Source organism: Streptomyces sp. NPDC096339 (assembly GCF_044762985.1).
Taxonomy (GTDB): Bacteria; Actinomycetota; Actinomycetes; order Streptomycetales; family Streptomycetaceae; genus Streptomyces.
Genome location: NZ_JBIWFI010000012.1, coordinates 56,797 through 79,284, shown reverse-complemented (window position 1 = coordinate 79,284; position 22,488 = coordinate 56,797). Strand labels below are relative to the sequence as shown.

Sequence of the window (22,488 nt, the reverse complement as noted above, 5' to 3'; positions counted from 1 at the left end):
TCCCGGCGGGTCAGGGCGCGCCCTCACCCGCTCTGGCCACCGCCAGGACTCCCGTGCAGATGAGGGCCACGCCCAGGAGTTGGGGGAGCAGCCACCACTGCGAGCGCAGGTGCTCCTCGTAGAGCAGCACGCCCAGTGCGACGCTCACGCTCGCGTCCCCGAGGGTGAGGGCGGGCTGGGAGGCGACCAGCGGGCCTCCCTGCATGGCGTGTTCGAGCAGCAGCAGGGCGCAGATGCCGGTCGCGCCGAAGGCGTACGTCTCCCAGGCGGTCAGGAACGCGACGACACCGCCCTCGTCGAGGAGGTGCGCGGCGGACTTCATCAGGGCGGCCGTGAGCGCGTAGCAGACGGCCGTGGCCGCGCCCAGGCATCCGGCCCGAGCCCGGCCCGGCGGGCGCCGCAGCCCCGCCACGGCCAGCGCCGTGACGGCCGCCGCGCACGCCGCCAGGGCCAGGACCCACCGGTCGAAGGGGACGTGCGTACGGTTCCCCTCGGGCGAGGCGGCCGCCATCGCGATCCCGAGCCCGACGACCAGGATCGCGACCGCCAGCCACAGGGCTCCCGGCAGCCGCCGGCGCGTGAACAGCGAGGCGATCAGCAGGGCCAGCGGCAGTTCCAGGACGAACAAGGGCTGTACGAGCGCCAGGGCGCCGGTGCCCAGCGCCACGGCCTGGCCGACCCCGGCCGCGATGACCGCGAGGATCCCGCCGATCCACAGCGGGCGCCGCAGCAGGTCCAGGATCAGGCCGAAACGGAAGCCCTCGCTCTGCGGCACGGTGAGCGCGGCCCGCCGCTGGAGCACGGTGGCCAGCGCGTTGGAGAACGCCGCGAACAGTGCGCAGAGGACCGGCAGGACGACGCCCATGCCCCGATCCTCGGCCATCGCGGCGCCGGGCACGGCCCGCGACACCCCCGCCTATCGGGTGGCGCGGGTCCGTCCGGTCGCGCGCCGCAGGGCGAGCGCCGCCAGGGCCTCGGGGGCGCCGGCCTGGCCGCGGATGCCGGGGAAGGCGTTCACGTCCACGATCAGCGGCTTCCCGTCACCGACGTCGATGATGTCCACCCCGTACACCTCCAGGTCGAACACCGCGCCGGTCTCCCGCACCAGATCGGCCCACCCTGCGGGCAGTTCGTCCAGGGGCAGCGGCCGGGTGGGGCCCCGGCCCCCGGGTGAGAGCTCGGAGCGGCGCAGCGCGCAGAAGACCTGGTCCCCGATCGCCCAGAGCTTGTGGTCCCAGCCGTTGTTGGGGGCGAACTCCTGCACCACGACCGGCTCGTGCGGCCAGTCCAGGGCCAACCGCCCCAGCTGGACACCGTCGTCCACCCGGGCGACCAGGTCGCCCCGGCGGCTGCGCCGGCTCTTGACGACCACGGGGGAGGGGAGCACGGCGGCCGACGCCCACGCCGAGAGCGAGTCGTGGGTACGGGTGGTGGCGAAGGGCAGACCGGCGCCGAGGGCGAGCTCCCCCATCCGGGTCCGGTCCTGGCACAGCGCGGTGGCCGCGGCGGAGTTGACCACGGCCGAGCCGAGGCGTTCCAGTTCCCGGGCGAGCTCCAGCGCCCGTTCGGTACGCGACTTCAGCAGGTACACGTCGGCGGGGCGGTCGGGAGCCGGGTCCGGGGCGCCCGGGTCGAGCACCTCGACGGTGTGCTCGGCTCCGAGGAGGGCGGCGGCGGCCGCCAGCAGCGGATGCCCGGGCTCCGGGGTGATCAGGCCGATCCTCACGCGCTTTCCCCCGCCCGGGCGGAGACCTGGCCCGACGGGGCCTGTGCCGAGGTCGTCTGTACCGGGATCGACACGGGCAGGGAGCAGGGGACGGCGGGCGTCCGCGCCGAGCCCGCCCGTGCCAGTTCCAGGACCGCCGCGGCCACCCGCGCCGCCGCGTCCGGCACCTGGCGGAAGCTCGGGAAGTCGTTCACGTCGACGACCACCGGCCCGTCCGGCCCGAGCAGCACGTCCACCCCGAACAGATCGAGCCCGTACACCTCTCCCACCCGCGCGGCGATCGCCGCCACCTCCGCCGACAGCGGCACTTGCCGCTCCCGCACGGCCGGGTCCGGGTGCAGCGGGGAACAGCGTTCGGTGGCGAACAGTTCGCCGCCGACCCCGTACACCTTGATGTCCGTACCGCGATTGGGTACGTACGGCTGCGCGATGAGCATGCCCTCGCCCGCGAGCGCGGGGAGCATCGCCTCCAGTCGCTCCGGCGAGGACACCAGGTGCACGGCCCGCCCCGAGCTGCCGTCGGCGGGCTTGACGACGAGGGGGTACTCCGCCTCCGGTATCTCCCGCAGCAGTTCGGGGCCGGCCACCGCGTAGGTGACCGGCAGCGGAAGCCCCTTGCCGCGCCCGATGGCGGCGGCCAGCGCCTTGTCCCGTACCCCCCGGATCGAACGGGCGTCGTTGACCGTGGTCATCCCGGCCGCGGCCGCCGCTTCGAGGAGGGTCAGCCCGGGACCGCCGGAGACCGTCTTCAGCACCCAGGCGTCGTGCGCGCCCGTGTCGACCGCCTCGCTCATGCGCAGCAACGAACCGCCCGGCCGCACCACGTCGACCCGGTGTCCCCACGCGGTGAGTTGCCGGATCACCTCGTTCGGCATGCCGTCATGGCGGTAGTGCTCCTCCACCAGGAAGCAGAGCCTCATGGACCTTCCCCATATTCCCCGGACGTCCGCCGATCCCGTCCGGCGAGTTGTGACGCCACAGGATGTCATGGACCGCAATGTGATGATCGGTCCGGGCCTGCTCGGGGGCCATGGCGCCGGTCCGCGGCATCTGCCGGCGAACCGGGCGAAAAACCTGGTGAATCATCGGACAAGCGGCTGCTACGTTGATCGCGTGCCGAAGCTGAATCAGATCATCGCAGTCGAAAAGGGCGTCAAGTCCAAGTCCCTCTCGGAGCTCACCCAGGCTCACCACGACGTGCAGAAGCCCGCCCTGCTGGCCGGTATCTCGCGGACGTACCAGCCCAAGGACGAAGAGGGCGAGCAGTTGCCGCCCGAGTCCACCCGGGTGCAGATCAAGGCGGAAGACGTGCTGCGCGCCACGGCGGGAACGCTGACGCGGCTGTTCGACGTGACGGCGACCAAGGACTGGGCGAACCGCAGCGCGGCCGCCGACGTGGTCGTGGACGGGAACGTCCTGCTGCCCCAGGTGCCCGTCCCCTACCTGCTCTTCCTCGAGAAGCAGCTCACCGACCTGCACACCTTCGTGCGCAAGCTGCCGGTGCTCGACGCCTCCGAGTCATGGAACCTGGACCCGTCCACGGACTCCTGGAAGACGGATCCGGTGCGTACCGTCCGCACCAAGAAGGTGCCGCGCAACCACGTGAAGGCCGAGGCCACCGAGAAGCACCCGGCGCAGGTCGAGGTCTACTACGAGGACGTGCCGGTCGGCTACTGGACGACCGTGAAGTTCTCCGGCTCCCTCCCCGCCCGCCGCGTCAACGAGCTCCTCGACCGCGTGGAGAAGCTCCAGCAGGCCGTGAAGTACGCCCGCGAGGAGGCCAACAGCACCGAGGTGACCGACCAGCGGGTCGGCGACGCGGTGTTCGGCTACCTGTTCAGGTAGCCCCATGATCGCCCCCTGTTGTGTGCAGGGGGTGCGCGAGAGCGCAAGCTGAAACTGAATGTCGAAGCTGAACCAGGGGTGTCAGTTGGGGGTTCGAATCCCTCCCCCGGCACTACGAGCCGGGGTGGCCCAAGCCGGTAGAGGCGGCCCCATGAATCTCAGATTCTCGCTCCAGTCTCAGTATTCGCCGCCGAACACCGGATCGACCGAGCGTGGACGATCATCGATGGATGGGGGTTCAAGTCCCCTCTGCGCCTCTCCTCGTGGCGCGGTAGTTCAATGGCAGAACACATCGATCTAAGAATGATCCGCGACTCTTAAACGTGCCGGTGTGCGCAACTGGGTGGCACACAGGAGCCCGGGAGCTGGATATGCTCCCGGGCTCCGTCACGCCCGCCCCGCGGTGCCCGTCAGACCCGTACGGACACGAACGCGCGGCCCGCCTCGTTCTCGACCAGGATCTGCTGGACGTCCGCCGGGTCCACGGCCGCCGAGCCGTCCAGCGAGGCGCCCTTGCCCTCGCCGTTCTGGGCACTGCCCACGACCCAGCCGCCCGCGGTGGTGCGCGTGCCGTCCTTGGCGACCACGACCAGCCGGCACCGCTCGCCCGGCGGCACTCCCGTGACGGCCGCGTTCAGCCTCACCCACTTCGCCGCGGGTGTCATCTGCACGGTGAGGCGCGCCCCGGTGCCCGGATCCGTCGCGGAGACCACCTTCGTCCCGGGCACGGGAGTCGAAGGGGCCGTCGTCACCGTCGGGGACGGCACCGGAGGCACCGCCAGGGCCCCCTCGTCGCCGGAGCCGAGCTGCGTACCCGCCCAGAACACGGCGGCCAGCGAGGCCGCCGCGGCCAGGGACACGAGCCCTGTGCGCCGGCGCCGCCTGCCCTCCAGTTCGCCGCGCACCTGCCGCAGCGTGCGCTGGAGCAGCAGATCACCGCCCTGCGGGGGACCGTCCAGGAACGCTTCCGCGGGCACCTCGCCCAGTGCCGCCTCCATCTCCCTCAACGCGGCCACCTCCTCCCGGCACCCCACGCATCCGCCCATGTGCTCCTCGACCCGGCGGACGTCCTCGTCGTCCAGTACGCCAAGGACGTACGGGCCGAGGAGTTCCTCCTCGTGCCGCTGCCCGTTCATGCCACCACCTCACGCAGTCCGGCGGGCTGCTGGGGCGGCCTGCCCGATCGTTTGCCGTCTCTGAAACCGTCATCCCTCGCACCGGCGTCGACGAAGAGCTCGCGCAGGGCCTTGAGCGCGTAATGCGAACGCGACTTGACCGTACCGGCGGGGATGCCGAGGCTGTCGGCGGCCTCCGCGACGCTCAACTGCCGGTAGTACAGCACCGTCAGCACGTCCCGGTGCTCCGGGGACAGCCGGTCGAGGGCGCCGAGGACCGTCATGGTGTCCACCACGGATTCGGCGTGGTCCGCCTCCACCGGGGGAGCGGCCGACGCTCCGGAGACCTCGGGCGGCCGTGCGGCCTTGGCCCGGTAGCGGTCGGTGATGATGTTGCGGGCCACGGTGAGCAGCCAGCCGCGCACCGAACCCTTTCCGTTGACCAGGACCTCGGAGTGCCGCCAGGCGCGGATGAGGGTCTCCTGTACCACGTCCTCGGCGGCGGCCCGGTCCCCGGTCAGCCTCGTGGCGTACGCGAGCAGGGCGTGACCGTGCTCCTCGTACACCGACTTGATCAGTGCCTCGTCGGTCGAGCCCCGCCGAGTGCGGGGCCACAATGGTCCGGCCATATCGCCCTCTCCGTCTTCCTCGCTTGGTCGTGCGGTCGGAACACGCCGTCCGCGCGCGAGCGGTTCAGGTGACGTGCGTCACTCGCGCCGTGCTCAGGTGTGGCACTCGCGACCGGCGTTGAGGCAGTCGACGACCCCGGCCATCTGCCCGTCGGTCATCGCGTTCACGAACATGGCGTGGTCCGTCCTGGGGCTGTGCCGTTGCTCGGGGAAGGAGTCGAGGGCGATCGGCGCGCCCGCCGGGACCTCGTAGGCGAGGGTGAGCCGGAGTTCGGGCACGGGGAAGGTGCCCCGCGGGCAGACGCCGCCCGCCTCCGGGAACCGCAGGTGAGAGCGGTGTCCGGCGCTCGCCGTGTCCAGTCCGTTCCAGCAGCTCGGGAAGACGAGGGTGCGGGTGACGAACTCGCCCGCCGGGCAGCGCGGGTAGCGGGTGGTGGAGCGGTCGGGGGAGCCGGAACAGCCCCAGCGGGCCCGGACGTCGGCGCCGACACCTGCCGTGAACGCCACGGCGTCGCCCGTCATCCCGCGCAGGAACCGGGGCATCGCCACCACCTTGCCGACCGGGTTCCCGCGGAACTCCACCCGGACCGAGGCCTCCGGCAGGATCTCGCCCGCGTTTCCGTGACCCGCCGAGGTCTCGGACGGGCGGGTGCCCGGACGGTCGGTGCGGCGCAGCACCGGCCAGTAGTACGTGGACCGGTCGCCGCCCGTACAACTGGTGGCGGCCGCGTCAAGGGAGGCGTCGGTGGACATCGCGTCCGCGGAGAGGTTCCCGACGTACGCGTGCGTGTGGTGGGCGCCGGCCCGCACCCCGGGGGAGACCACCAGGTTGTCCTCGTTGTAGTGGCCCTCCCCGTTGCGTCCGCACTCCACCGTCACCGAGCCCGCCGAGCCGTCGGGCCCGGTGGCCGGGTCGGTGCCGGAGGAGGGGGAAACCTCCCTGATGTCCACGTAGTCGGAGGATGCCGGCCCGGCCGGAGCGTGCCCCGGACCGGACGCCCGCGAGGCGCCCAGCACGGCCGCGAGCAGCCCGCCGCCCAGCACCAGGCAGATGACGACGGTGAGCAGTCGGCGTTCGTTCCCCATGGCCGTCACGGTTGCCGGTGCCGCCACCGGCGTCAACCTGGCATCCGCATGCCGGGCGCCGACTGCGGCGCACCGCCCGGGAGGTCGTACCGCCGGCCGCCGCGCCCGTGCCGCGGACCGGCCGTGATCCCGCCCGTGCGCCCCACCACCCGCCCCGCCCGCACCGGGTGTTGGCCGAACGCGCTCTTGCCGGTCCGCCCGGAGGGTGCGGCACAGTACGACCCATGACACCTGCCGAGCTCGTGAACGCCCTCGCCCGCACCCGCGCGTCGCTCGACGGCGAAGAAGTCACCCTCTGGTGGTCCGGCGACGTCCACTCGTGGGAACCGGGGGAGCCGTACCGGCGCCTCTTCGGCTTCGAAGGGGTCAGCGTCGCCCGGCTCCTGCCCGACGGGGAATCCGGGGCCTGGCAACTGCTGAACCGGGAAGCGGCGTTCTACCTGGACCCCGTGACCCGGGAGATCATGGAGACCTGGCAGGACAAACCGGTCGTCCACGTCTGGAACGATCCGGCGAACCTGCGGCTGCGGCCGTTCCCCGTCCCCATGACCGAGCTCGGCGACCAGGTCTGCTTCAGCCTGGAGATCCCGCTCGCCTACCCCTCGCCGCTGCCGGTCGCCGAGTTCCCGCTGAACTCCGCGGACGACACCTACCGGGCGCTGGGACTCTTCCAGTACTTCGCCCCGGCGGACGTGACCACCACCGACGCGCCGAGCGTGCCCGCCACCCTGTCGTGGACCCGGATGTCCCCGTGGCTGCCCTGGATGGAACGGGGGCAGCGGCCCGGCGGCCTCGTCTTCCACTGCCGGGGCCGCAAACTCGCCTCCTACGACGAGGTGCCCGAACGCACCCGCGCCTACATCGCGGCCCGCCACCCGGAATTCGCCCACGCCCCGGAGAAGTGGACCGAGCCGAACGAGACCAGTTGGACGTACTTCCGCAAACTCGCCCGTCCCCACTGAAGCCGCCGCACCGGTACACCCGCCGCCCAACCGGTGCACACCCCGCCGAACCTCCCCCGGGACGCCGCGCCCTCTCCCGGCAGGGGGATCTCCGGGGGGCCCGACAAGGGTTTTCCCCGTATCCAGTTCATCGGCCCGTTGCCTACTGTCTGCCCATCGGCGATCTTCCCCCGGGCCGGTCGGACCCCACGCCAACCCCACATGGCGTGAATCCGCGCCGCCCGGCGGACCGTCGGTACCGCCGTTGCCCTGCCCCGCCGTCGAGGCCGGAGCGACGTGGCGCGCGGTGGCGGCCGGGGCGAGTTCGACCAGCTCGCTCCCGGCCCCGCAGCCGCCGGTTCACCTCCCACACTGCACCGACCGGCCGCTCCGGCCCGCCCGGGGGAAACGGCCCGTGAAAGGGAACACCGTGCACGCATCCAGACGTCGTAGGCTCATATCCGTGGCGGCGATCTCCGTCACCCTGCTCGCCGGCAGCGCCACCGCCTCCGTGGCCGTCGAGACCCCCGCCGGGGCCCCCGCCGCCGCGGCCGGCACCGCGCCGGTGGAGAACCTCATCGTCGGATACAAGGCTTCGGCCTCCGAGGCCAGTTCCAACACGGCTGCCGCCGCCGACGCCACGGCCAAGGGGAAGAAGGCCGGCAAGAAGGCGAAGTTCGACCGCCGCCTCGGCACCGGCGCCGCGCTCGTCAACCTCGGCGGTACCGTCGCTCCCAAGGACGCCGCCGACGTGATGGCCCAGTTCCGCGCCGACCCGGACGTCGCGTACGTCGAGGTGGACTCCCGGGCCTACCCGCTGGCCGTCACCCCGAACGACACCGAGTACGCCAAGCAGTGGGACCTCTTCGAGCCCACCGCCGGCATGAACGTTCCCGCCGCCTGGGACAAGACCACCGGCTCCGGCGTCACCGTCGCGGTGATCGACACCGGCTACGTGGCCCACTCGGACGTCGCCCCCAACGTCGTCGCGGGCTACGACTTCATCACCAGCTCCACCGCCGCACGTGACGGCAACGGCCGTGACAACGACCCGTCCGACCAGGGCGACTGGAGCGCGGCCGGGGAGTGCGGCACCGGCTCCAAGGCCAGTGACTCCTCCTGGCACGGCACCCACGTCGCGGGCACCATCGCGGCCGCCACGAACAACTCCAAGGGCGTCGCGGGCATCGCGTACGGCGCGAAGATCCAGCCCGTCCGCGTGCTCGGCAAGTGCGGTGGCGCGACCTCGGACATCGTCGACGCCATCACCTGGGCCTCCGGCGGCAGCGTCGCGGGCATCCCGGCCAACGCCACCCCGGCCAAGGTCATCAACATGAGCCTCGGTGGCTCCGGCGCCTGCAGCTCCACCTACCAGAACGCCATCAACGCGGCCGTCGCCCGCGGTACGACCGTCGTCGTCGCCGCCGGCAACAGCAACGCGGACGCGGCGGGCTTCTCGCCGGCCAGCTGCAACAACGTGATCAACGTCGCCTCCACCAACCGGACCGGCGACCGCTCGTTCTACTCCAACTACGGCGCCATCATCGACGTCGCCGCCCCGGGCGGTGAGACCCGCCGCGCCACCGACACGCCCGGCACCGTCACCACCCCCGAGAACGGCATCCTCTCGACGCTGAACGCCGGCACCACCACCCCGGGCGCCGAGATCTACAAGCCGTACCAGGGCACCAGCATGGCCGCCCCGCACATCGCGGGCCTCGCCGCCCTGCTCAAGTCGGCGAACCCGGCGCTGACCCCGGCGCAGATCGAGACCGCCATCAAGGACAACGCCCGCCCGCTGGCCGGCACCTGCACCGGCGGCTGCGGCGCCGGCCTCGCCGACGCGGCCAAGACCGTCGCCGCCGTGACCTCGATCCCGCCCACCACGGGCTTCGAGAACACCGCGGACTACGCGATCGCCGACAACAGCACCGTGGAGAGCCCGATCACCGTCACCGGTGTCACCGGCAACGCCCCGGCCACGCTCAAGGTGGGCGTGAACATCGTCCACACCTACATCGGTGACCTGAAGGTCGACCTGGTCGCCCCCGACGGCAGCGTCTACACCCTGCACAACCGGGCCGGCGGCAGCGCCGACAACATCAACCAGGTCTACACCGTGAACGCCTCCTCCGAGGTCGCGGGCGGCACCTGGAAGCTCCGGGTCAACGACAACGCCGGCGGCGACACCGGCAAGATCGACTCCTGGAACCTCGGCTTCTGACCGAGCCCGGACCCGCCCTCCGCGCCGAGCCCCCCAACTCGGCCTGACGGGGCGATAGTACGGACCAACTGAGCCCGCGGACCTGCTGATACACCTCGTATCGGCAGGTCCGACGGGTTTTCCTGTCTGCCGGCTGATTTCTGCGTCACAATCGGGGCCCGCCCGCCCTTTGACCTCGTATTGTCGCGTCTCACAGGAACGGCACAGGAGCTGGGGATCGAGAGGCTGGTGGCTGTGCGTGGTGGCGGCGGGGCACGCTGACACAAGTGTCGGACACGTTGAACTCATCAAGGCGGTCGACCGCGCGCTGACCACGCACGGCCGGGCGCTCGTCACCGGACCCGCGGGCGCGGGCAAGACGGAACTGGTGCGCGCCGTCGCGGCCGCGGCCGAAGCGCGTCGCGAGACCGTGCTGCGACTCGCCCCCGAAGCCGGTGACCAGCGGATACCCGAGGCCTCCGCCGCGGCGCTGCTCGCCTCGGTGCCGGGGGCGGGGCTCGAACAGCTCGCCGGGCCCCAGCGCACCGCCATCGCCCTGCTGTGCCGCGAGGCGGAAGCCCCGCGCGTCGGCCGCGACCACGTCGCCCTGCGCCTCGCCGTCGTCGAGGTGCTGCGGACGCTCGCCGCCCGCCACCCGGTCCTGCTCGTCCTGGACAACGCCCAGTGGATGGACGCCGAGAGCACCGACCTGCTCCGCTTCGCGCTGCGCCTCACCCCGCCCCGCGTACGGGTCCTCGTCGCCGAACAGCCCCAGGACGGCGCCCCCGTCGGTGAACCCCTCTGCGGCCCCGGCACCCCCGCGATCCGGATCCCGCCGCTCGGCGCCGACGAGGTCGCCGAACTCCTCGTCCGCCACGGCCTGCCCGCCCGCCTCGCGGGCCGCATCCACCATGCCAGCGGAGGCAATCCGCGCCTCGCCCTCGCCCTCGGCCACTCCTTCGCCGAAGCCGCCGGTGCCCGCGACGGCAGCGCGCACCACGCCGACGCCCTGCCCGTTTCCGGGCAGGCCCGCGAGGTCGCCCGCAGACTCCTCGCCGGAGCCCCCGCCGAGGCCCGCCGCACCCTGCTCCTGGCCGCGCTCGCCGCCCGCCCCACGACCGCCCTGCTGCGCCGGGCAGGACGCCCCGACGCCGAGGCGGAGCTGGCCGCGGCGGAGCGGGCCGCGTTGGTACGGGTCGGGGAGGACGGCAGCGTGGAGTTCACCGCAGGCGCCCTGCCCACCGCGCTCGCCGCCGACGCGGGCTGGCCCGAACGCGCCGCCGGGCACGCGGCCCTGGCCGACGCCGTCGACGACCCCGTCCAGGCCGTACGCCACCGGGCCCTCGCCGTGGACACCCCCGACCAGTGGCTCGCCGCCGAGATCACCGAGGCCGCGGACGTCTGCCGCCGCCTCGGCCGGCGGGCCCTCGCGGCCGAACTGGGCCTGCTCGCCGCCGAACGCACCCCGTCCTGGCTGGCCGGCGAGGAACTCGCCCGCCTCGTCGCCGCCGCCGAGGACGCGGGCTGGGCGGGCCGCGCCGACCTCGCCCACCGCGCCACCCGGGCCGTACTCGCCCGCGACGCCTCGCCCGCCGACCGGGTCCGCGCCAGGCTCGCCGTCATCGACGCCGCCGGACAGGCCCTCGGCACCCTCGACGAGACCTTCGCGTGCGCCATGGCCGATGCCGCCGGCGACCCCTCGCTCCAGGCCGCCGTCCAATTGCGCATGGCCTGGAAGCACAACCTCAGCGACGGCGACCCCGTCCGCGCCCGCGACGCCGCGGCCCGGGCCGGAGCCCTCGCCGCCCTCGGCGGTGACCAGGTCGCCGAGGCCATGGCCCTGACGGTGCGGGCCCGCATGGGGCGCATCCTCGGGGACCCGGGCGCCGAGGCGATCCTCGCCGAGGCCCTCGCGCTGCCCGCCCCCGAAGTCCCGCTCGGCATGCGCAACGCGCCCCAGTACCTCGCCGTACGCCACGCCCTCTTCGACGACAGCCTCGACGACGCCCGCCGCCAGCTGATGGTCCTGCTCCCGGCCGTCCAGCGCACGGGCTCGTCCGAGGACGTCTTCGAGGTGCTGCGCAGCCTCACCGAGGTCGAACTGCGCGGCGGGCGCTGCGGGGCCGCGTCCCTGCGAGCCCGCCAGGCCCTGGAACTGACCATAGAGGCGGGCCTCTCGCCCGGCCCCGCCTGGTACCTCGCCGCGATGGCGGAGGCCGCGGGCGGCAGCTTCGCGCGGGCCGCCGGATACGCCCGCCGCGGGATCCAGGCCTCCCGGGAGGAACGCGACCAGGTCTTCCTCTCCCGCAGCCTCCACGCGCTCGGCCTCGTCGAACTGGCCACGGGAGAGGCGGCGAAGGCCGTCGCCACCCTGCGCCGGGTCGAGGAACTGGAAGCCGCCCAGAAGGTCGCCGACCCCTCGATCCTGCGCTGGCACGGGGAGCTCGCCGAGGCCCTGGTCGCCGCCGACGCACCGGCGGAGGCGGCCCGGCTGGCCGACCGCGTGCGCACCGTCGCCGTCGGCCTCGGCCGGGGCGGGGTGGTCGCCGCCCTCGACCGGGCACGCGGCCTGTGCCTGTCCGCGCAGGGCGAGGCCGATGCGGCCGTCCACCTGCTGGAGACCACCGCGCAGCGGTTCGACGCCCTCGGACTGCCGCTGGAGCGCGGCCGTACGCTGCTGGCCCTGGCCAGGGTCGAGCGGCGCCGGCGGCGGCGCGCACCCGCCCGGGCCGCGCTCACGGCGGCGGCCGAGGTGTTCGGCCGGGCCGGGGCCACCCCGTGGGCGGAGCTCGCCGCGGAACCCGCCGCGGGCGAGGGCACTCGTACGGAATCGGCCTCGGCCCTGGCCCTCACGGAGGCGGAGGCCCGGCTCGCGCTGCTCGTCAGTCAGGGGGCCAGCAACCAGGAGGCCGCGGCGAAGCTGTTCGTCAGCGTCAAGACGGTGGAGGCCCGACTGACCCGCATCTACCAGAAGCTCGACGTGCGTTCCCGGGCCCAGCTGGCCACCGCCCTGACCAAACGGAACGCGCCGGCGTAGCGGGTGCTACGCCGGCGCGCTGCCGGAGGCCGACCCGGAAGGTCAGCTGCCGGCGGAGAGGTTGCCGGACAGGACCGGGATGTTGCTGAGGATGTGCGAGGCCGTCTCGTCGCCCTTGGCCTGGGTGGAGTTCTCGGCGCACTGCTGGTTCTGCGGGTTGGACGCGATCGGGATGTCCTGGACGCCGACGTTGACCAGCGCGAGGACCGACTGGGCGTTGATCTTGGCCGGGAGGCCGACGCAGAGCTTGTTGAGGGAGCCCTGGACCAGGCTCGCCTGCGGGCTCATCGCGCCTTCGGTCTCCTGGTTGCCGAAGACCTGCGCGGCGCCGTTGCCGTTGACGGTGTTGACGCCGTTGTCGTTGCCGATCGCCATCGCCGGGGTGGCTACGGCGGCACCGGCACCCAGGACGGAGGCGGTGACCGCGGCGGATGCCATGAGCTTCTTGAACATGTCGGGGATCCTTCTGTCGCACTGTCGCATGAGATAGCTGCCCTCGGCGGGACAGGCTGATCAACTGCTGACGGCGTCAGGGGTTATCCCCCATCACCCGGGTGGCCCATTCGGCACACCGGACCACCCGGCGTGGGCTCCTTTGGACTCAGCCGGTCTTGCGGCGCACCTTCTTGTTCTTGCCCCCGCCGCCACCGCTGCCGGCGCCCTGGATCTTCGCTCGGTTCTGGTGCGCCTGCTGGGACCGGGCATTGGCGGCGTTGCGGTCCAGGGCCTCCCGGAACTTGCGCTTGGCCGCTTCCGCCGGGGATTCGTCCGGCGGGGTCTGCGTCTCGTCTGCCATGTGTCCTCCTGGAGTGATCAAGCGAATTCAGTCTGTCAGTCGGTGTCCGCGCTGACCAGCGAGTTCGGCGGGGGAGGGGCGCCTGGTGGCAGATCGACCGCTTCCCAAAGGGCAGCTTGGGGCAGTCATAAGTTTCGGTTATGAGGGTATAAGTCGGCACCGGGTGCTAGGTAAGGCTTCCCTTCGTTTAGGGTTCAGCATGATCCACCGTGCTGTCGCTCGAAGGGAACCATTGCCATGCCTCGCCCTCTGCGAGTAGCAATCGTCGGTGCCGGCCCCGCCGGCATATATGCCGCCGACGCCCTGCTGAAGTCCGAGACCGCCACCGAACCGGGCGTGTCCATCGACCTCTTCGAGCGGATGCCCGCGCCGTTCGGCCTGATCCGCTACGGCGTCGCGCCGGACCACCCCCGGATCAAGGGCATCATCACGGCCCTGCACCAGGTGCTCGACAAGCCCCAGGTCCGGCTCTTCGGGAACGTCGACTACCCGAACGACATCGGCCTCGACGAGCTGCGGTCCTTCTACGACGCCGTGATCTTCTCCACCGGTGCCACCGCCGACCGCGCGCTTCCCATCCCGGGCGTCGACCTCGACGGCTCCTACGGCGCCGCCGACTTCGTCTCCTGGTACGACGGCCACCCCGACGTCCCGCGCACGTGGCCGCTGCAGGCCGAGAAGGTCGCCGTGCTCGGCGTCGGCAACGTCGCCCTCGACGTCGCGCGCATCCTCGCCAAGACGGCCGACGAACTGCTGCCGACCGAGATCCCGCCGAACGTCCACGAAGGCCTCAAGGCCAACAAGGCGCTCGAGGTGCACGTCTTCGGCCGCCGAGGTCCGGCCCAGGCCAAGTTCAGCCCGATGGAACTGCGCGAGCTGGACCACTCGCCGAACATCGAGGTCATCGTCAACCCCGAGGACATCGACTACGACGAGGGCTCGATCGCCGAGCGCCGGGGGAACAAGCAGACCGACATGGTCGCCAAGACCCTGGAGAACTGGGCGATCCGCGATGTCGGCGAGCGCCCGCACAAGCTGTACCTGCACTTCTTCGAGTCGCCCGTCGAGGTGCTCGGCGAGGACGGCAAGGTCGTGGGCCTGCGGACCGAGCGCACCGAGCTCGACGGCACGGGCAACGTCAAGGGCACCGGCCGGTTCACCGACTGGGACGTCCAGTCCGTCTACCGGGCCGTGGGCTACCTTTCCGACGAACTGCCGAAGCTTCCCTGGGACCCCGAGTCGGGCACCGTCCCGGACGAGGGCGGCCGCGTGATGGAGGCCGGCAGCCACCTGCCGTCGACGTACGTGACCGGCTGGATCCGGCGCGGCCCGATCGGCCTGATCGGCCACACGAAGGGCGACGCGAACGAGACCGTCGCCAACCTGCTGGCCGACCACGCGGAGGGCCGCCTGACCACTCCGGAGGCGCCGGAGCCGGAGGCCGTCGAGGCTTTCCTCACCGAGCGGAGCGTGCGTTACACGACCTGGGACGGCTGGTACAACCTGGACGCCGCCGAGAAGGCGCTGGGCGAGCCGCAGGGGCGCGAGCGAGTGAAGATCGTGGAACGCGAGGGCATGCTGAAGGCCAGCGGCGCGTAACGGTGCGGAGGGCCGGTACTCGTACGGAGTACCGGCCCTCGTGCGTCGGGCCCGCTGCCCGGCGGTCCGGTGCGCCGCCGTCGGGGGCTCCGCCCCCGAACCCCCGCGCCTCAAACTCCCCCAGCTACCGCTGGGAGGTGCCCCCTGGCGGGGCTGATTTCGCCCACGGTTCAGCCGCTGCGCTCCAGCAGGCCCCGGACGAAGGCCGCCTGGCCCGCGTGCTGCCAGTCGTCGCCCAGTACGCTCACCAGGCGGACGCCCAGGGTGACCGGCGGGTCCCAGCGCTCGTCCACCACCCGCTCCAGGTCGGCGGCGGTGAGACCCCGGACGAACCGGACCGTCTGTTCGTGCACCGCGTCGTGGTACCCGAGGAGCAGCTCGCCCGAGTCGACCCGGACCGCCGCGACCTGGCGGGCGGTGTGCCCGTACCCGGTCGAGCCGGCGGGCAGGGGCAGGGCGAACCGGGCCGCCCAGTCCCCGGACCGCCAGACCTGTGCCAGGTCCGCCGCGTCGGCGATGTGGTCGTCCTGGATCCGGGTCAGGTGCCAGACCAGCCAGGTGATCGAGTTCGCGCCCGGATCGACCTGGGCGTTGAGCGACCGCGCCGGGAGCCCGCCCACGACCTCGTGGACGAGCTCCCGGATCCGTCCGAACCCGTCGGTGATGACCTCCGTAGCCTTCATGCACCCACCATGCGGCGCCGGACGGCCGACCCGCCGTGCGCGACACGCGGCGGGCCGGCTCCGCTGGCTCAGGCGGTCGCGCCGGCCTTCTGGGGCTCCGCCGCGCCCGCGGCGCGGGCGCCGGCCTCGGCGGGCGCCGGAACCGATCCGGTCGCCACCGTGCCCCGGCCGCCGCGCAGACCGAGCCAGCCGATCAGCGCGACCAGGGCGAAGGCCGCGGCCCCGATCCCGAAGGTGAGGGTGAACCCGGACTCGGCGGGCAGCGGGGGCACCCCGGCGGGCAGGTGCTCGATGGTCTTCGAGGCCAGGATCGTGGTGACGATCGCGCTGCCGATGGCGCTGCCCGTCGAGCGGGAGATCGAGTTGATGCCGTTGGCGATGCCGCTCTGGTGGTGCGGGACGCTCGCCATGATCACGGCGGGCATCGCCGCGTACCCGAAGCTCACGGCCGCGCCCACCACGAGACCGGCGCCGATCACCGAGGCGGTGTGGCCGTGGTCGAGGGCCAGCCAGGCGAACCCGGCGGCGCCGAGCGCGGCGGCCAGGCCCAGTGCCACGCGCGGACCGCGGTGGCGGACCAACCGGCCGCCGAGCGGGGAGGCGAGCAGCGAGACGATCGCGCCGGGCAGCAGGAACTCCACGGACGCGCGCAGGATCGAAGCGCCGAAACCGTAGCCGGTGAGGGCCTCGGGCATCTGGACGAGGTAGGAGACGCCAAGGAAGTTCGCGAACATGCCGAAGCCGACGAGGATGCCGGCCAGGTTGGCCATCAACACCGGGCGGTGGACGAACATCCGCATGTCGACCAGGGGCTCGCGGACCTTGAGCTCGGTCAGGACCCAGACGGCGGCCATGACGGCGGCGCCGGCGAAGCTGCCCAGCGTACGGCCGGAGCTCCAGCCCCACTCGTGGCCCTGGGAGATCGGCAGCAGGAGCAGCAGCAGCGTGACGCCGAGGGTCAGCGCGCCGAGGAAGTCGGTGCGCCCGCCCGTCTTGTGGCGGGTCGCGGGGACGAGGAAGAGCACGGCGAGCAGGGCGATGACCGCGAAGCCGGTCGCCATCCAGAAGGCGCCCCGGTAGTCGGCGCCGGAGCCGGAGGTCAGCAGGCCGGTGGCCACGAGCGCGAGACCGCTGCCGAACGCCAGCGTGCCGCTGACCAGCGCCATCGCGCCCGGCAGCTTCTGCGGCCGGACCTCTTCGCGGAGCACGGACAGCGCCAGCGGGAAGATCGCGGTGGCGGCTCCCTGGAGCACCCGGCCCAGGATCAGCAGCGGCAGCGAGGAGGCCAGCGCGGCGATCACGGAGCCGGCGACCATGACGCCGAGCACGGCCACCAGGGTGGGCTTCTTGCCGTGCTGGTCGCCGAAGCGGCCCAGCAGCGGGGTGAAGACGGCCGCCGAGAGCAGGGTGGCGGTGGTGACCCAGCTCACGCCGGCGGTCGTGGCGCCGAGGTCGGTGCGGATGAGGCCGAGGATCGGGACCGGCAGGGTCTGCATCATCGACACGACCATGGCGGCCAGGCTCAGGGCGAAGACGATGACCGTCTCGTTCCGGTGCCCGGTGGCCGGGGCGGCGGGGGAGGGGGTGCTCATGGCGGGCGGGTCCTTCTCGGGAGCTTCAGGGTGCAGATGTTTGATGTCTTCAAGTAACTCGACCGAAGGTAGACCTCAATAGTTCAGGTGGTCAAGTAAACAATTGATAATGTGAAGCATCCTGAGTACGCTCCAGGCATGAGCGACACCGCCGCCCCGCCCGCCCCCGCCAAGCTCCAGCTGCTGGAACTGCTCGCCGCCATCGGCACCGCCCAGTGGCGGGACTTCGCCGCCGCCGCCGCCCGCTACGGCCTCACCTCCACCCAGGCCCGGGTCCTCGCCCAGCTCGACGGCCCCGTGCCGATGCGCGGCCTGGCCGCGCTGCTGGTGTGCGACGCGTCGAACGTGACCGGCATCGTCGACCGCCTGGAAGCCCGCGAGCTGGTGCGCCGCGAGCCGGCACCCACCGACCGCCGGGTCAAGAACGTGGTGGCCACCGAAGCGGGCCGCGAGATCATCCGGCGCGTACGCGAGGAGATGCAGGCGACGCACGGCGCGCTGGACACCCTCGACGAGGCCGAGAGCGCGACGCTCTACGCCCTGCTGGAACGGCTGCGGCCCACCATGGAGAAGAACGCCTGAAGTAGCCTCGACTCCCATGAGTACTCTGCGGACGATCAACGACGTACCGGTGCTGATGTGCGAGGCCGAGGGCGAGCCCATCGCGGGTGAACGCGAGGCCCTGGACCACATCGGAAACGCGGGGTACCAGGGCGCCGAGTGGGTCGTCATCCCCGCCGGGCGCTTCGACGAATCGTTCTTCCGACTGAGCACCCGGGTCGCCGGCGCGATCATCCAGAAGTTCGTCCAGTACCGCGTGGGGATCGTCGTTCTGGGCGACATCTCCCATCACACCGAGGCCAGTTCGGCGCTGCGGGACTTCGTCCGCGAGTGCAACCGCGGGACCCAGACCTGGTTCGTCGCCGATGACGACGAGCTGCGCGAGCGGCTCGCCGGAGCGCGGGCGTGAGGAGCGGCGCCCAGGTCCGGATCCTGCGGGCGGCCGGTCGCGCGGCCTCCGTCTGGAAGAACGGCGGGGGAGTCACCCGGGAGATCGCGGTCTTCCCCGACGGCGCCGACATGGACGACTTCCTCTGGCGGGCGAGCCTCGCCGAAGTCGCCGCGGACGGGCCCTTCTCGGCCTTCCCGGGGGTCGACCGCACGCTCACCCTGGCCGAAGGCGCGGGGATGGACCTCGTGGTCGGGGGCCGGCGGCGCCTGGTGGAGGAGCGGTTCGCGCCGCAGGACTTCCCCGGTGACGAGCCGACCGACTGCCGGCTCCTGTCGGGCCCCGTCGTCAACCTCAACGTGATGTACCGCCGGGGCGCCGTGGAAGCGGCGACCGCCGTCGTGCGGGGCCGGCTCTCGCGCGCCGTCGTGTCGGACGAGACCCTGCTGGTGGTGGCCCTGGAGGGGGCCGCCACGGTCCGGGTCGGACGTGTCCCGGACCTGGCGCTGGCACCGTACGACGCCGTCCTGGTGATGGGCGACTTCCTCGACTACCTGGACGTCTCCGGCCACGCGGCACTGGTCTGCTTCCGGTAGCGGCCCACAGCGGTGAGAGCGGGCCCTTCCTCGACCGCGACCGACTTCATGGCCCTCGACCCGACGGGCCGTCTACGCGGACGCACGCCGCACCAGGGACGTGGCGGTGACCACCGATCTGGGTGCGGCGTGCTCGCCGGGCCCCCCGCCCAGGGTGTCCAGCAGCATCCGCGCCATCAGGCGTCCCATGCCCTCGATGTCCTGACGTACCGTCGTCAGCGGCGGGTCGGAACTCTCCGCGACCGGCTCGGCGTCGTCGAAGCCGACGACCGCCACCCGCTCCGGGACCGCCAGGCCCCGCTCCCTCAGCACCCGCAGCGCACCCGTCGCCATGAGGTCGTTCGCGGCGAACACCGCGTCGACGTCCGGGCAGCGGTCGAGGAGTGCGGCCATCGCTCGGGCCCCGCCCGCCACGGTGAAGTCCCCCTCGGCGACCAGCGCGTCCTCGGCGGCCGGCAGGACGTCCCGGTAGCCGCTCAGCCGGTCGGCGCCCGAGGTCTGGTCGAGCGGGCCGGAGAGGTGCGCGATGCGCCGGCGCCCCTGCGCGACCAGGTACCGTACGGCCTCCCGCGCGCCCCCGCGGTTGTCCGCGTCCACGTACGCCACGCCTCCGGACTCCGAAGACCCGCCGGTCCAGCCCGGCCGGCCGCCGTAGACGGTGGGCATGCCGATCCGGCGGGTGATCCCGGGCAGCGGGTCGTCGGTGTGCAGGGAGAAGGCGAGGGCCCCGTCGACGTGCCCGCCGGCCAGGTAGCGCTCGATCCGTTCGTAGTCGCCCCGGTCCTCCACCAGCATCAGGACCAACTGCGTGTCGTGCGCGGTCAGCTCCTTCGCGATGCCGCGCACCTGCCGGGAGAAGAAGGGGTCGGAGAAGATCCGGGTCTCCGGCTCGGCGATGATCACCGCCACGGCGCCGGTGCGCCGGGTGACCAGCGTGCGGGCCGCGGGGTTGGGCACGTAGCCCAGGTCCCGTACGGCCTCGCGCACCTTGTCCACCAGGTGCGCTCGGACCCCGTCGCCGCCGTTGACCACGCGGGAGGCCGTCGCCCGGGACACCCCGGCGCGTGTCGCCACCGCCTCCAGGGTGGGCCGGCCGCCGGGACGCTGTTCGGGCATCGGCGCTCCTCCAGGGTGTCCTGCGGGCGGTCGCCCGCCGGGCAGCAGGTTAGCCCGTACCGCCGGGAGGCCGGGGGCGCTCCGGGCGGTACGGGCCGTCCGTGGTCCGGACCTGTCCGGTCCGGGCCGGTCAGTGGCCGAAGTCGAACCAGTTGACGTTCACGTAGTCGGAGCCCTGGCCGCTGGTGAAGGTCAGGTAGACGTCGTGGATGCCGGTGACGCCGCCGATGTTCGCCGGGACCGTCCGCCAGCTCTGCCAGCCGCCGGTGTTCGCCACGGAGAAACTGCCGACAGGGGCGCTCGTGCGGCTGTCCAGCCGGACCTCGACCAGCCCGCTGACCCCGCCGGCCGCGCCGGAGGCCACCCGCCCGTAGAACTGCCGCGCCGCCGTGGACCCGAAGTCGACGCCCCGGTACAGGGCCCAGTCGCCGTTGCCGACGGCGGCGATGTTCTGGCCGCCGCCGGAGTCCGAGGTGGTCTCCCTGCCCACTCCCGCCTGGTCGTTGTACGACTCGGCCTGGATGGCCGCGTACGCGTCACGGTGGCCCGCCGGAGGGGTGGTGGGCGGCGGGGTCGTGGGCGGGGGAGTGGTGGGCCCGGCGCCCGTCGACCGCAGCACGGACACGTAGTCGACCACCATGGGGTGGCCGGGCTCCGTGCCGGCGTCGGGCCCGCCACCGAAGGCGTCGGGGAATCCGCCGCCCATGGCGACGTTCAGGATGACGAAGTAGCCGTGGTTCGTGGCGTTGGTCCAGGTGGCCGCGTCCACCTGGTTCGCGCGCACGGTGTGGTAGTTCACCCCGTCGACGGAGAAGCGCATCTCCTCGACGGCCGTCGACCTGTCCCATTCCACGGCGTACGTGTGGAACCCGCCCTGGCAGCTGGTGCCGGGGCAGGCGTGCTGCCCGCCGATGCCGGAGGTCTCGTTGCAGGGGCCGCCCGGGCTCGTGCCGCAGTGCATGGTCGCCCACACGTTGTCGATGCCCTGGACGTTCTCCAGGATGTCGAGCTCGCCGATGCCCGGCCAGTTCCACCAGTTGCCGCGGTACGGGGCGCCGAGCATCCAGAAGGCCGGCCAGTAGCCCTTGGCCGCCGGGCCCGTCACGTTCGGCATCTGGATACGGGCCTCCGTGCGCAGTGTGCCGCCCGGCGCCGGCGCGAAGTCGGACCGCCGGGTCTCGACGCGCCCCGAGGTCCAGTTGCCCGCGGCGTCCCTCCTCGGGGTGATCCGCAGGTTGCCCGTACCGTCGAGGGAGACGTTGGCGGGGTCGGCGGTCATGGTCTCGATCTCGCCGGTGCCGAAGGCCGCGGGGCCGCCGGGGTAGCTCGTCCCGGTCGTGTACTGCCAGTCGGCGGTGTTCACGCCGGAGCCCGCGGCCCCGTTGAACTCGTCCAGGAACACCTGGGTCCAGCCGGCGCGGGTGGGGGGAGCCGCGGCGCCGGCGGGCAGGGTGGCGGCGGCCGCGGCGGCCACGACCGCCGCGACCGTGCCGAGTGCGGCCAAGACGGCCCGCCGCACGGGGGGCCGTTTCCTTGGGGGTGTCTCTCGCATGGGTGCCCTCTCTGAAGCGCCGTGCGGCGCGGTGGGGGGAAGAGCCAGGGGAGTTCGCCGTGCGGAGGCGCCGTGAAAGCCGTTTGAGAGCGCTCTCAGAAACGCGCCGCTGGACACTGTGCTCCCCACCCGTTCGGGCGTCAAGAGATGGAACCGGGAAAGGGCCTGCGGGGCGGAGCGGTTCATTGGTCGAACGCTCGGCCCTCACCCGTCAGGCCCAATCCGCGGGGAAGAGTTCAGTAGGCCGGGCCGAGGACCTCCTGCGCGCCCGGGAGTTCGTGGACGGAGGCCGCCTTCCCCGTGAGGGGCAGCAGGGAGGAGAGCGGGCACACCACGGGCATCTCGTGGTCCACCTCCCATTCGCCGACCGGGCCGCGGCCGCCGCCGCGGCCCGCCCGGTCGGTGGTGCAGACGGCGTACAGCTGACCGGCGCAGCCCCGGCAGAACAGGAGCTGGTGGCCGCTCACGGCGCCTCCGCGGGCACCGCGTGCGGCGCCCCCGCCGGAGCGGGAGCCGGATGGCGGAGCCGGTTCGCCCGAGTGCCGGGCCGGCCGCGCGCTTGTAGCGTCGGTCGCGTCAGGGGTCCCGGTGAACCGACAGGACTCCACAGGCCGGTTCGCATCCGCGGAGCGCATCCCGTCGGTGCACCGAGCCGCACGTGTGCAGCCCGCGCCGGCGCCGAGCCGGTCCGCCCCTCGCGACCCGACGACCGGGCGCACGCGCAGCCCCCGTGAGAGAGGCCGTGCCGATGACGAACGACGCCCCGATAGCGCCGAGCACCCCGATCGCCGCGGAGCCGAGCTTCCTGCGCATCGAGAAGGGCTCCGCCGGGCCCGAGGAACTGGCCGCGATCGCCCTCGTGGTCGCCTGCTGCGCGCGGCGCACCTCCGTCGACGCCGTGGGCGCCGCGGGCCGGGACCGGGCCGGGAACGCGGCGAGGGGCGCCGGGCACCGCCCGGGGCTCCGTCCCGCCCGGTCGAACACCGGCTGCTGGGCGGGCTGCTGGGCCTGCCGCTGAACCCC

At 73.0% G+C, this 22,488-nt stretch carries 22 protein-coding genes; 9 read left to right on the top strand and 13 right to left on the bottom strand.

Features of this window, described 5'->3' with window-relative positions:
• Positions 1–10: 10 nt before the first annotated feature.
• From ACIQ5Y_RS17995 to ACIQ5Y_RS17985, 3 genes are read right to left on the bottom strand one after another with little or no spacing between them, the layout of a single operon-like run.
• Positions 11–865, bottom strand: a complete 855-nt coding sequence (locus ACIQ5Y_RS17995) for a DMT family transporter (RefSeq protein WP_403880785.1) — start codon at positions 863–865, stop codon at positions 11–13.
• A gap of 51 nt (positions 866–916) precedes the next feature.
• Positions 917–1,726, bottom strand: a complete 810-nt coding sequence (locus ACIQ5Y_RS17990) for a RimK family alpha-L-glutamate ligase (protein ID WP_403880783.1) — start codon at positions 1,724–1,726, stop codon at positions 917–919.
• On the bottom strand, positions 1,723–2,646 hold the full coding sequence (locus tag ACIQ5Y_RS17985) for a RimK family alpha-L-glutamate ligase (protein ID WP_403880781.1): 924 nt from the start codon (positions 2,644–2,646) through the stop codon (positions 1,723–1,725). The genes ACIQ5Y_RS17990 and ACIQ5Y_RS17985 overlap by 4 nt, the downstream gene beginning before the upstream one ends.
• A gap of 193 nt (positions 2,647–2,839) precedes the next feature.
• On the opposite strand from ACIQ5Y_RS17985, the gene ACIQ5Y_RS17980 reads away from it, so the two are divergent.
• Entirely contained in the window at positions 2,840–3,571 is a 732-nt protein-coding gene (locus ACIQ5Y_RS17980; protein ID WP_403880779.1) for a hypothetical protein, read from the top strand.
• Between the two features lie 410 nt (positions 3,572–3,981).
• Here the strand turns inward: ACIQ5Y_RS17980 and ACIQ5Y_RS17975 are convergent, their stop codons facing one another.
• The 3 genes from ACIQ5Y_RS17975 to ACIQ5Y_RS17965 form a co-directional block, all read right to left on the bottom strand.
• Positions 3,982–4,707 carry an anti-sigma factor family protein gene (locus ACIQ5Y_RS17975; protein ID WP_403880778.1) on the bottom strand — a complete coding sequence of 242 codons (726 nt, stop codon included), beginning with the start codon at positions 4,705–4,707 and terminating at the stop codon, positions 3,982–3,984.
• Complete coding sequence (locus ACIQ5Y_RS17970; RefSeq protein WP_403880776.1) at positions 4,704–5,315, bottom strand: sigma-70 family RNA polymerase sigma factor; 612 nt, start codon at positions 5,313–5,315, stop codon at positions 4,704–4,706. The genes ACIQ5Y_RS17975 and ACIQ5Y_RS17970 overlap by 4 nt, the downstream gene beginning before the upstream one ends.
• 93 nt (positions 5,316–5,408) lie before the next feature.
• Positions 5,409–6,401 carry a DUF1996 domain-containing protein gene (locus ACIQ5Y_RS17965; protein WP_403880774.1) on the bottom strand — a complete coding sequence of 331 codons (993 nt, stop codon included), beginning with the start codon at positions 6,399–6,401 and terminating at the stop codon, positions 5,409–5,411.
• Between the two features lie 224 nt (positions 6,402–6,625).
• On the opposite strand from ACIQ5Y_RS17965, the gene ACIQ5Y_RS17960 reads away from it, so the two are divergent.
• From ACIQ5Y_RS17960 to ACIQ5Y_RS17950, 3 genes are all read left to right on the top strand, one after another.
• Positions 6,626–7,363: a DUF1838 family protein gene (locus ACIQ5Y_RS17960; RefSeq protein WP_403880772.1), complete on the top strand. Its 738-nt coding sequence runs from the start codon at positions 6,626–6,628 to the stop codon at positions 7,361–7,363.
• Positions 7,364–7,805: 442 nt separating this feature from the next.
• Entirely contained in the window at positions 7,806–9,566 is a 1,761-nt protein-coding gene (locus tag ACIQ5Y_RS17955) for a S8 family serine peptidase (protein ID WP_403880770.1), read from the top strand.
• A gap of 241 nt (positions 9,567–9,807) precedes the next feature.
• Positions 9,808–12,582: an AAA family ATPase gene (locus ACIQ5Y_RS17950; RefSeq protein ID WP_403880768.1), complete on the top strand. Its 2,775-nt coding sequence runs from the start codon at positions 9,808–9,810 to the stop codon at positions 12,580–12,582.
• A 42-nt stretch (positions 12,583–12,624) separates the two neighbouring features.
• Here the strand turns inward: ACIQ5Y_RS17950 and ACIQ5Y_RS17945 are convergent, their stop codons facing one another.
• A complete protein-coding gene (locus tag ACIQ5Y_RS17945) occupies positions 12,625–13,035 on the bottom strand; it encodes a rodlin (RefSeq protein WP_403880766.1) in 411 nt (136 codons plus the stop codon).
• Positions 13,036–13,183: 148 nt separating this feature from the next.
• Entirely contained in the window at positions 13,184–13,378 is a 195-nt protein-coding gene (locus ACIQ5Y_RS17940; RefSeq protein WP_403880764.1) for a DUF5302 domain-containing protein, read from the bottom strand.
• Positions 13,379–13,615: 237 nt separating this feature from the next.
• Here ACIQ5Y_RS17940 and ACIQ5Y_RS17935 point away from each other — a divergent pair, with 237 nt between their 5' ends.
• The gene (locus tag ACIQ5Y_RS17935; protein ID WP_403880763.1) at positions 13,616–14,977 is read left to right on the top strand and encodes an FAD-dependent oxidoreductase; all 1,362 of its coding nucleotides are present in this window, start codon (positions 13,616–13,618) and stop codon (positions 14,975–14,977) included.
• A gap of 170 nt (positions 14,978–15,147) precedes the next feature.
• Here ACIQ5Y_RS17935 and ACIQ5Y_RS17930 read toward each other — a convergent pair whose 3' ends face one another.
• Both ACIQ5Y_RS17930 and ACIQ5Y_RS17925 read right to left on the bottom strand, forming a co-directional pair.
• Positions 15,148–15,660, bottom strand: coding sequence for a DinB family protein (locus tag ACIQ5Y_RS17930; protein ID WP_403880761.1), 513 nt, complete (start codon positions 15,658–15,660; stop codon positions 15,148–15,150).
• Positions 15,661–15,728: 68 nt separating this feature from the next.
• Positions 15,729–17,252 (bottom strand): MFS transporter, encoded by a 1,524-nt coding sequence (locus ACIQ5Y_RS17925; RefSeq protein WP_403880759.1) that lies wholly within the window; start codon positions 17,250–17,252, stop codon positions 15,729–15,731.
• A gap of 138 nt (positions 17,253–17,390) precedes the next feature.
• Between ACIQ5Y_RS17925 and ACIQ5Y_RS17920 the strand changes: the two genes are divergently transcribed.
• From ACIQ5Y_RS17920 to ACIQ5Y_RS17910, 3 genes are read left to right on the top strand one after another with little or no spacing between them, the layout of a single operon-like run.
• Positions 17,391–17,834 carry a MarR family winged helix-turn-helix transcriptional regulator gene (locus tag ACIQ5Y_RS17920; protein ID WP_403880758.1) on the top strand — a complete coding sequence of 148 codons (444 nt, stop codon included), beginning with the start codon at positions 17,391–17,393 and terminating at the stop codon, positions 17,832–17,834.
• Between the two features lie 16 nt (positions 17,835–17,850).
• Positions 17,851–18,222, top strand: a complete 372-nt coding sequence (locus ACIQ5Y_RS17915; RefSeq protein WP_403880756.1) for a DUF4180 domain-containing protein — start codon at positions 17,851–17,853, stop codon at positions 18,220–18,222.
• The gene (locus ACIQ5Y_RS17910; RefSeq protein ID WP_403880754.1) at positions 18,219–18,797 is read left to right on the top strand and encodes a HutD family protein; all 579 of its coding nucleotides are present in this window, start codon (positions 18,219–18,221) and stop codon (positions 18,795–18,797) included. Before ACIQ5Y_RS17915 ends, ACIQ5Y_RS17910 begins: the two co-directional genes overlap by 4 nt.
• Positions 18,798–18,869: 72 nt before the next feature.
• Here ACIQ5Y_RS17910 and ACIQ5Y_RS17905 read toward each other — a convergent pair whose 3' ends face one another.
• The 3 genes from ACIQ5Y_RS17905 to ACIQ5Y_RS17895 form a co-directional block, all read right to left on the bottom strand.
• On the bottom strand, positions 18,870–19,913 hold the full coding sequence (locus ACIQ5Y_RS17905) for a LacI family DNA-binding transcriptional regulator (RefSeq protein WP_403880752.1): 1,044 nt from the start codon (positions 19,911–19,913) through the stop codon (positions 18,870–18,872).
• Positions 19,914–20,043: 130 nt separating this feature from the next.
• The gene (locus tag ACIQ5Y_RS17900) at positions 20,044–21,465 is read right to left on the bottom strand and encodes a glycoside hydrolase family 16 protein (RefSeq protein ID WP_403880750.1); all 1,422 of its coding nucleotides are present in this window, start codon (positions 21,463–21,465) and stop codon (positions 20,044–20,046) included.
• Positions 21,466–21,701: 236 nt separating this feature from the next.
• Positions 21,702–21,932 carry a hypothetical protein gene (locus tag ACIQ5Y_RS17895; RefSeq protein ID WP_403880748.1) on the bottom strand — a complete coding sequence of 77 codons (231 nt, stop codon included), beginning with the start codon at positions 21,930–21,932 and terminating at the stop codon, positions 21,702–21,704.
• A gap of 281 nt (positions 21,933–22,213) precedes the next feature.
• Here ACIQ5Y_RS17895 and ACIQ5Y_RS17890 point away from each other — a divergent pair, with 281 nt between their 5' ends.
• Positions 22,214–22,483, top strand: coding sequence for an acyl-CoA carboxylase epsilon subunit (locus ACIQ5Y_RS17890; protein WP_403880746.1), 270 nt, complete (start codon positions 22,214–22,216; stop codon positions 22,481–22,483).
• Positions 22,484–22,488: the final 5 nt, after the last annotated feature.

Bases quoted from the DNA above. Each gene is read 5' to 3' on its own strand.
- ACIQ5Y_RS17995 (WP_403880785.1), bottom strand. From the start codon at position 865: ATGGGCGTCGTCCTGCCGGTCCTCTGCGCACTGTTCGCGGCGTTCTCC.
- ACIQ5Y_RS17985 (WP_403880781.1), bottom strand. From the start codon at position 2,646: ATGAGGCTCTGCTTCCTGGTGGAGGAGCACTACCGCCATGACGGCATG.
- ACIQ5Y_RS17975 (WP_403880778.1), bottom strand. From the start codon at position 4,707: ATGAACGGGCAGCGGCACGAGGAGGAACTCCTCGGCCCGTACGTCCTT.
- ACIQ5Y_RS17970 (WP_403880776.1), bottom strand. From the start codon at position 5,315: ATGGCCGGACCATTGTGGCCCCGCACTCGGCGGGGCTCGACCGACGAG.
- ACIQ5Y_RS17965 (WP_403880774.1), bottom strand. From the start codon at position 6,401: ATGGGGAACGAACGCCGACTGCTCACCGTCGTCATCTGCCTGGTGCTG.
- ACIQ5Y_RS17960 (WP_403880772.1), top strand. From the start codon at position 6,626: ATGACACCTGCCGAGCTCGTGAACGCCCTCGCCCGCACCCGCGCGTCG.
- ACIQ5Y_RS17945 (WP_403880766.1), bottom strand. From the start codon at position 13,035: ATGTTCAAGAAGCTCATGGCATCCGCCGCGGTCACCGCCTCCGTCCTG.
- ACIQ5Y_RS17940 (WP_403880764.1), bottom strand. From the start codon at position 13,378: ATGGCAGACGAGACGCAGACCCCGCCGGACGAATCCCCGGCGGAAGCG.
- ACIQ5Y_RS17935 (WP_403880763.1), top strand. From the start codon at position 13,616: ATGCCTCGCCCTCTGCGAGTAGCAATCGTCGGTGCCGGCCCCGCCGGC.
- ACIQ5Y_RS17930 (WP_403880761.1), bottom strand. From the start codon at position 15,660: ATGAAGGCTACGGAGGTCATCACCGACGGGTTCGGACGGATCCGGGAG.
- ACIQ5Y_RS17925 (WP_403880759.1), bottom strand. From the start codon at position 17,252: ATGAGCACCCCCTCCCCCGCCGCCCCGGCCACCGGGCACCGGAACGAG.
- ACIQ5Y_RS17920 (WP_403880758.1), top strand. From the start codon at position 17,391: ATGAGCGACACCGCCGCCCCGCCCGCCCCCGCCAAGCTCCAGCTGCTG.
- ACIQ5Y_RS17915 (WP_403880756.1), top strand. From the start codon at position 17,851: ATGAGTACTCTGCGGACGATCAACGACGTACCGGTGCTGATGTGCGAG.
- ACIQ5Y_RS17905 (WP_403880752.1), bottom strand. From the start codon at position 19,913: ATGCCCGAACAGCGTCCCGGCGGCCGGCCCACCCTGGAGGCGGTGGCG.
- ACIQ5Y_RS17900 (WP_403880750.1), bottom strand. From the start codon at position 21,465: ATGCGAGAGACACCCCCAAGGAAACGGCCCCCCGTGCGGCGGGCCGTC.
- ACIQ5Y_RS17890 (WP_403880746.1), top strand. From the start codon at position 22,214: ATGACGAACGACGCCCCGATAGCGCCGAGCACCCCGATCGCCGCGGAG.